The organism is Microbacterium sp., assembly GCF_036566905.1.
In the GTDB taxonomy this organism is placed as follows: Bacteria; Actinomycetota; Actinomycetes; order Actinomycetales; family Microbacteriaceae; genus Microbacterium.
Genome location: NZ_DATCVK010000185.1, coordinates 1 through 5,272, shown reverse-complemented (window position 1 = coordinate 5,272; position 5,272 = coordinate 1). Strand labels below are relative to the sequence as shown.

Here is a 5,272-nt window from a genome sequence, read left to right as displayed (position 1 = left end):
GGCGGCGCGGTCGAGGGCTGCGCGCCAGTTGCGGGTCGCGAGGTCGAGTTCGACGAGCACGGTCGCCGGCCAGCCGCCGCCGTCCGCGTGCCACCGGTCCGCCGGGGCAGGGTCGGGCGCCGTCGAGGCTGAGACGCCGATCGCCGGGAGCGGCGGCCCCTCCTCGAGCCTGATGCGGGCCACGGGATCCGGGTCGGCGGCCGCAGGGGTGCCCGACACGTCGACGTCGACAGCCTGCACGACCCGTTCGCCGGCGGCGAGCGTGTACGGGAAGGGCAGCGCGAGCGGGCGGCTGTACGTCTTGTACGAGGCATCCGTCCAGTTGCGCTGGTCCTCCATCTCGAAGACGTCGCCGGTGAAGCGCACGTCGACCTCGAGGCCCTCGTGCGACCACGAGAGGCCTGCGATGTCGAGAGCCGGCTGGTGCGGGCTGATGCGCTCGGGGAACCGCGAGTGCGCGACCGTGCCGTCGGCGTGGCGGACGTGCAGGCCCGCACCCGCCAGCTCGGGCGGATGCAGCACCACGAGGCCGGTGCGGTTGGTCGCGAACTCCGTGCGCGACTCGAGGTCGGTGAGCACCCGCAGGCGTCCGGGTCCGCGCACCTCGGCCCGGACGATCCCGCTCAGGTCCGCGCCGAGGCCCGTCGAGTGCACGTGCAGCGTCAGCGCGAGGTCGGATCCGTCGACGCGGTCGACGATCAGGCCCGCCGTGTCCCAGTTGCGGTCGCGCACCACCGCACGCGCGGAGCGCAGCACGACGTGACCGTCGTAGGCGATGTCGGCGAACTCGTCGTCGCGCAGCTCGAGCGACCACCGTCCGCTCCGCCACCCGGTCGCGGGTGCGCCGTTCCACACGTCGGTCATGCTTCCCATCCTCGCCTCGTCTTGGGCTGCTCTGCCAGGGCACCCGCGACATCCATGGTTCGGGGCGCGCCGCGTGCACTCAGAAGGCGCGTCGCGCCCCGAACGTCCGCGCCACGCCCGAACCGCGGCGGCCACGCGGCGCTCAGATCGTCATGCCGCCATCGACGGCGAACAGCGCACCCGTCGCGAACGCGGCGTCGTCCGACGCCAGGAAGACCATGATCCCCTCGACGTCGGCCGGCGCTCCGGCACGGCCCATCGGGATGCGGCCGATGATCGCCGCGCGCGCCTCCGGGTCGCTCGTGATGGTGGTGACGAGCGAGGTCTCGGTATACGCCGGGACGACGGTGTTGACCCGGATGCCGCGATCGGCGTAGGCCGCCGCGACCGTGCGTCCGAGGCCGTGGATGCCCGCCTTCGACGCGCTGTACGCCGTGAAGTCCCGGCCCTCGCCGTTGATCCCGGTCGGGCTCCCGGTGAGGATGATCGAGCCGCCGCCGGTCGCCAGCATCGAGCGGACGGCGTGCTTGACGGTGAGGAAGGTGCCGGTCAGGTTGATGTCGATCGTGCGCTTCCACACGTCGAGATCGAGGTCGGCGGCGGCCGCGTCGTGCCCGAACAGCTGCACGCCGGCATTGGCGACGACGACGTCCGGTGCCCAGCCCTCGGCGCCCAGCAGCCCGAAGGCGGCTTCGACGGATGCCTCGTCGGAGATGTCCATCACCGACGCCCGGGCTGAGGGCCCGATGGCATCGGCCGTCTCGCTCGCGGCAGAGGCATCCCGGTCGGCGATGACCACGCGAGCGCCCTCACGGGCGAACCGCTCGGCGACGGCGCGGCCGATGCCGGTGCCCGAACCGGTGACGAGGGCGGTCTTGCCTTGGAGTCTGGTCATGGTCGTCCTCAGCGCTCGATGTGGTCGAGGTGCAGCATCCGCGCGAGGTTCTTGTCGAGCTCGTCGTCGCGGAAGATCTTCTTCCAATCCTCCTTGATGATGCTCTCGCGGCCGTAGTCCATCGCGATGAGGCACGCGTCCGAGAACGGGTTGTCGCCGCGCAGGCCGTTGGCGAGGGCGACCTGGGTGTGGCCGTACAGGATGCTGCGCGCCGCCGCCTCGGGAACGCCCATGGTGTTCACGGCCTCCTGCAGCGCCTCGTTGAGGAGGGCGCCGATCATGCACGCGACCGTCTCGACGAGCGTCGGCTCGAGCTGCGCGAGCTGCTTGATGGTGACCCAGTGGACGTCGATCACCGGCGCGTAGATGGCGCGGACGGTCGCCTCGACGATCGCCTGCTTCTCGGGGTCATCCGACTCGATCGCGGCGATCGCGTCCTGCGGTGCGGCGATGCCGCCGAAGGTGTCTGCCCACTCTTCGGGTGTCTGGCGCTGGAGGAAGATCGACGGGTGGCAGGGGTGCGCCACGGCCTGGATGACGTCGTCGCGGGTGGTCAGCAGTCCGGCATACGCCGCCGCGGGGTCGAGCGTCAGCACGATCGCGCCGGCCTTCAGCTGCGGCACGAGGTCGGCCGTGACGGGGCCGAGCGCGAGGTCGGGCACCGCCAGCACGACGATGTCGGCGTCGGCGACGGCGGTGGCGGCATCCGTCAGCTCGCGGCCTGCATCGATCGTGCGCTGCTGGCCGGCGGGTGAGTTCTCGACGTACGCGACCTGGTGGGCGGTCCTGACGAGATTGTCGGACACGCGCATGCCCATCTTCCCGCCGGCGCCGACGACGGCGATCTTGTACGTCTCGGTCGAGGTGGTGCTCATGTCGTGCTCCTCAGATATTCGATGGTTCGGCGGGTCCATTCCCGCTCGGTGCGGATGGTGGTCTCGGCGTCTCCCTGCCAGGAGAGCCAGTGCTCGACGATCTCGTTGACCTCGCGTTCGCGGGGTCGGACGGTCTCGAGCAGGTGGGGGTAGTCGTGCAGCCCTTCGCCCATCGGCGCACCGCCGTAGGTGAAGCCGACCCAGCCGGCCTGGCGGGCGAAGGCGAAGTCCTTGACGTGCACGTTCTTGACGTGGGGCGCGGTGGCCTCGACGCAGTCGCGCGGCAGCTCCAGGCGGGCGACGACGTTCGCCGGGTCGAGGCAGATGCCGAGGCGCGGGCTGCCGATGCGCTCGACCAAGTCCACCAGGTCGGCGGTCGCGAGCTGCTCGTACGTCTCGAGGGCGAGGTCGACGCCGGCGGCCTCGTACGCCGGCAGTGCGGCGCGCAGCCATTCCTCGGCCTGCGCGAGCGTGGGGCGGGTGTCGGGCGAGTAGAGCATGCTGCGGACGAGCCGGGCATCGAAGACGCCGGCGAGGTCGAGGAAGCGCGCGATCCGATCGGGCTCGATGCCCTTCGTCCCGAGCTCGACCACGATGCCCAGGTCGCGGGCGGCGGCTGCGGTATCCGTCAGTTCCGCAGCGCTCATCGACTCGAGCGGGGAGTAGTCGCAGATCTGGAACAGCTCGACGCCGAGTGCCCTGGTCGCCTCGAACGCGCCGACGAGCGACAGGGGCTCGGGCACCTGATCGGAGTGCTGCCAGAAGAAGGCGTACGTGCCGAGACCGATCATGCGCGGCCTCCGCCGTCGGGTCTCTGCGCGCTGCCGCGTGACGCCACCGGGGGGACCAGACCCTGGGGTTCTCCCACGGTCTCGTCCACCGACTGGGGTTTCGCGGAGTCGGACGCCGCGACGCCGGTGCGCGAGGACGCGAGGATGCCGGCCTCGTCGAGCACGGCGACGAGGGCGTCGGGGTCGTGCGCGAAGCGGCCGAGGAAGAGGCCGTCGACGCTCTCGCCGAGGCGGGTGAGGAGGCCCGGGCCCGCCGACCCGCCGTAGATGACGACGCTGCCCGCGCGCGCGGGGTCGGCGTCGAGCGCGCCGCGGAGGGCACGGGTCACGGTGGCGATGTGCTCGTCGGGTGCGGGCTCGGCCGCACCGATCGCCCACACCGGCTCGTACGCGACGACGACGGGCCCGGCCGGCACCCCCTCGAGGTCGGCAGCGAGCTGCTCGACGTTCGCCAGCGCCGCGGCGGGGCTGCCGAGGCGCTCGGCCTCGCCGATGCAGAGCACCGGAGTGATGCCGTGCGCGAGCGCGGCGGCGGCCTTGGCGGCGGTCACGGTGTCGGTCTCGTCGAACAGGCGGCGTCGCTCGGCGTGCCCGATCTCGGCGACCGCGACACCGACCTCGGCGAGCTCGGAGGCGGTGACCTCACCGGTGTAGGCGCCCGGCGGGAACTCCGAGACGTCCTGGGCGCCGATCAGCACCGGGGTGCCGGCGAACGCCTCGAGCGCCGCAGGGATCTGCAGGTAGGTCGGGATGACGAAGAACCGCACGTCGCCGGCGGTCACGGCGGGGAGCGCGGCCGCGCGGCGCGCCACGTCGGCGAACCAGGCATGCGCCCGCTCGTGCCCGAAGTACGTCTTCAGGCTCACCCCGACCGTGACCTGCGCAGGCATCAGCAGGAGCCCGTGGTCTCGAACTCGTCGATGACGGCGACCTTGTCGGCCGAGGCCGACGACGTGTCGAAGCGGTAGGTCAGCCATTCGTGCACCAGGCGCCGGGCGAGCTCGACGCCGACGACGCGCTGGCCCATCGTGAGCACCTGGGCGTTGTTCGACAGCACACCGCGCTCGACGGAGTACGAGTCGTGCGCGGTGACGGCGCGGATGCCGGGCACCTTGTTCGCCGCGATCGCGACGCCGAGGCCCGTGCCGCAGATCAGCAGCGCGCGGTCGGCGGTGCCGGCGGCGACCTGCTGGGCGGCCTCGATCGCGACCTTGGGGTACGGGGTGTGGCCGTCCGCGTCCACGCCGACGTCGATGACGGAGGCGACTCCGGGGTTCTGCTCGAGGTCCTTCTTCAGGATCTCCTTGTAGTCGAAGCCGGCGTCGTCGGCGCCGATCACGATGCGCAGGGGCTGGGCGGTCTCAGGCTGTGCCATGAGCGTTCTCCTTCATTGAGGGCTCGGCCACGACGGTGTCGGCGGCGAGTGTTTCTCCGATGGCGGTCACGATCAGCGCGAGCGAGACCGCGCCGGGGTCGGGCGTGCCCACGCTGTTCTGACCGTGCGTGCGGGCGCGACCCATGCGGGGCAGCAGATCTGCGGTCGCGGCGGCGGCCCGGGTGGCGGCATCCGCTGCCGTCCGCCACGCGTCGGTCAGTCGCGCGCCCGCGTCGACGGCCTGGGTCAGCGTCGAGGTGAAGGGCACGAGCGCGTCGACGAGCGTCTTGTCGCCGACCTCGGCCTTGCCGTAGTCGGTGACGCCTCGTGATCCGGCGGCGACGCCGGCAGCCACCGCTGCGGCGTCGGGGCGGCCCTCGTCGCCCAGCTTCGCGGCGATCGCGTTCAGGATGACGCCCCACAGGGCGCCGGAGGTGCCGCCGGCTTTGTCCGCCCACGCGTCGGCCGCCCG

General features: G+C 72.2%; 7 protein-coding genes. All 7 read right to left on the bottom strand.

Annotated elements, in window-relative coordinates:
* A partial coding sequence (locus VIP82_RS15440) for a D-apionate lactonase family protein (protein ID WP_527250131.1) occupies window positions 1-864 on the bottom strand: 864 nt, incomplete at its 3' end.
* A 142-nt stretch (window positions 865-1,006) separates the two neighbouring features.
* Window positions 1,007-1,759 (bottom strand): SDR family NAD(P)-dependent oxidoreductase, encoded by a 753-nt coding sequence (locus tag VIP82_RS15435; RefSeq protein ID WP_331910157.1) that lies wholly within the window; start codon window positions 1,757-1,759, stop codon window positions 1,007-1,009.
* 8 nt (window positions 1,760-1,767) lie between these two features.
* Window positions 1,768-2,634 (bottom strand): phosphogluconate dehydrogenase C-terminal domain-containing protein, encoded by an 867-nt coding sequence (locus tag VIP82_RS15430; protein WP_331910155.1) that lies wholly within the window; start codon window positions 2,632-2,634, stop codon window positions 1,768-1,770.
* Window positions 2,631-3,425 (bottom strand): sugar phosphate isomerase/epimerase family protein, encoded by a 795-nt coding sequence (locus VIP82_RS15425; protein ID WP_331910153.1) that lies wholly within the window; start codon window positions 3,423-3,425, stop codon window positions 2,631-2,633. Before VIP82_RS15425 ends, VIP82_RS15430 begins: the two co-directional genes overlap by 4 nt.
* Window positions 3,422-4,315, bottom strand: coding sequence for a triose-phosphate isomerase family protein (locus tag VIP82_RS15420; protein ID WP_331910151.1), 894 nt, complete (start codon window positions 4,313-4,315; stop codon window positions 3,422-3,424). The genes VIP82_RS15425 and VIP82_RS15420 overlap by 4 nt, the downstream gene beginning before the upstream one ends.
* Window positions 4,315-4,800, bottom strand: coding sequence for a ribose-5-phosphate isomerase (locus tag VIP82_RS15415; protein WP_331910149.1), 486 nt, complete (start codon window positions 4,798-4,800; stop codon window positions 4,315-4,317). The genes VIP82_RS15420 and VIP82_RS15415 overlap by 1 nt, the downstream gene beginning before the upstream one ends.
* Window positions 4,787-5,272 (bottom strand): DAK2 domain-containing protein (locus VIP82_RS15410; protein ID WP_331910147.1); only part of this gene is annotated, 486 nt, incomplete at its 5' end. The genes VIP82_RS15415 and VIP82_RS15410, both read right to left, overlap by 14 nt.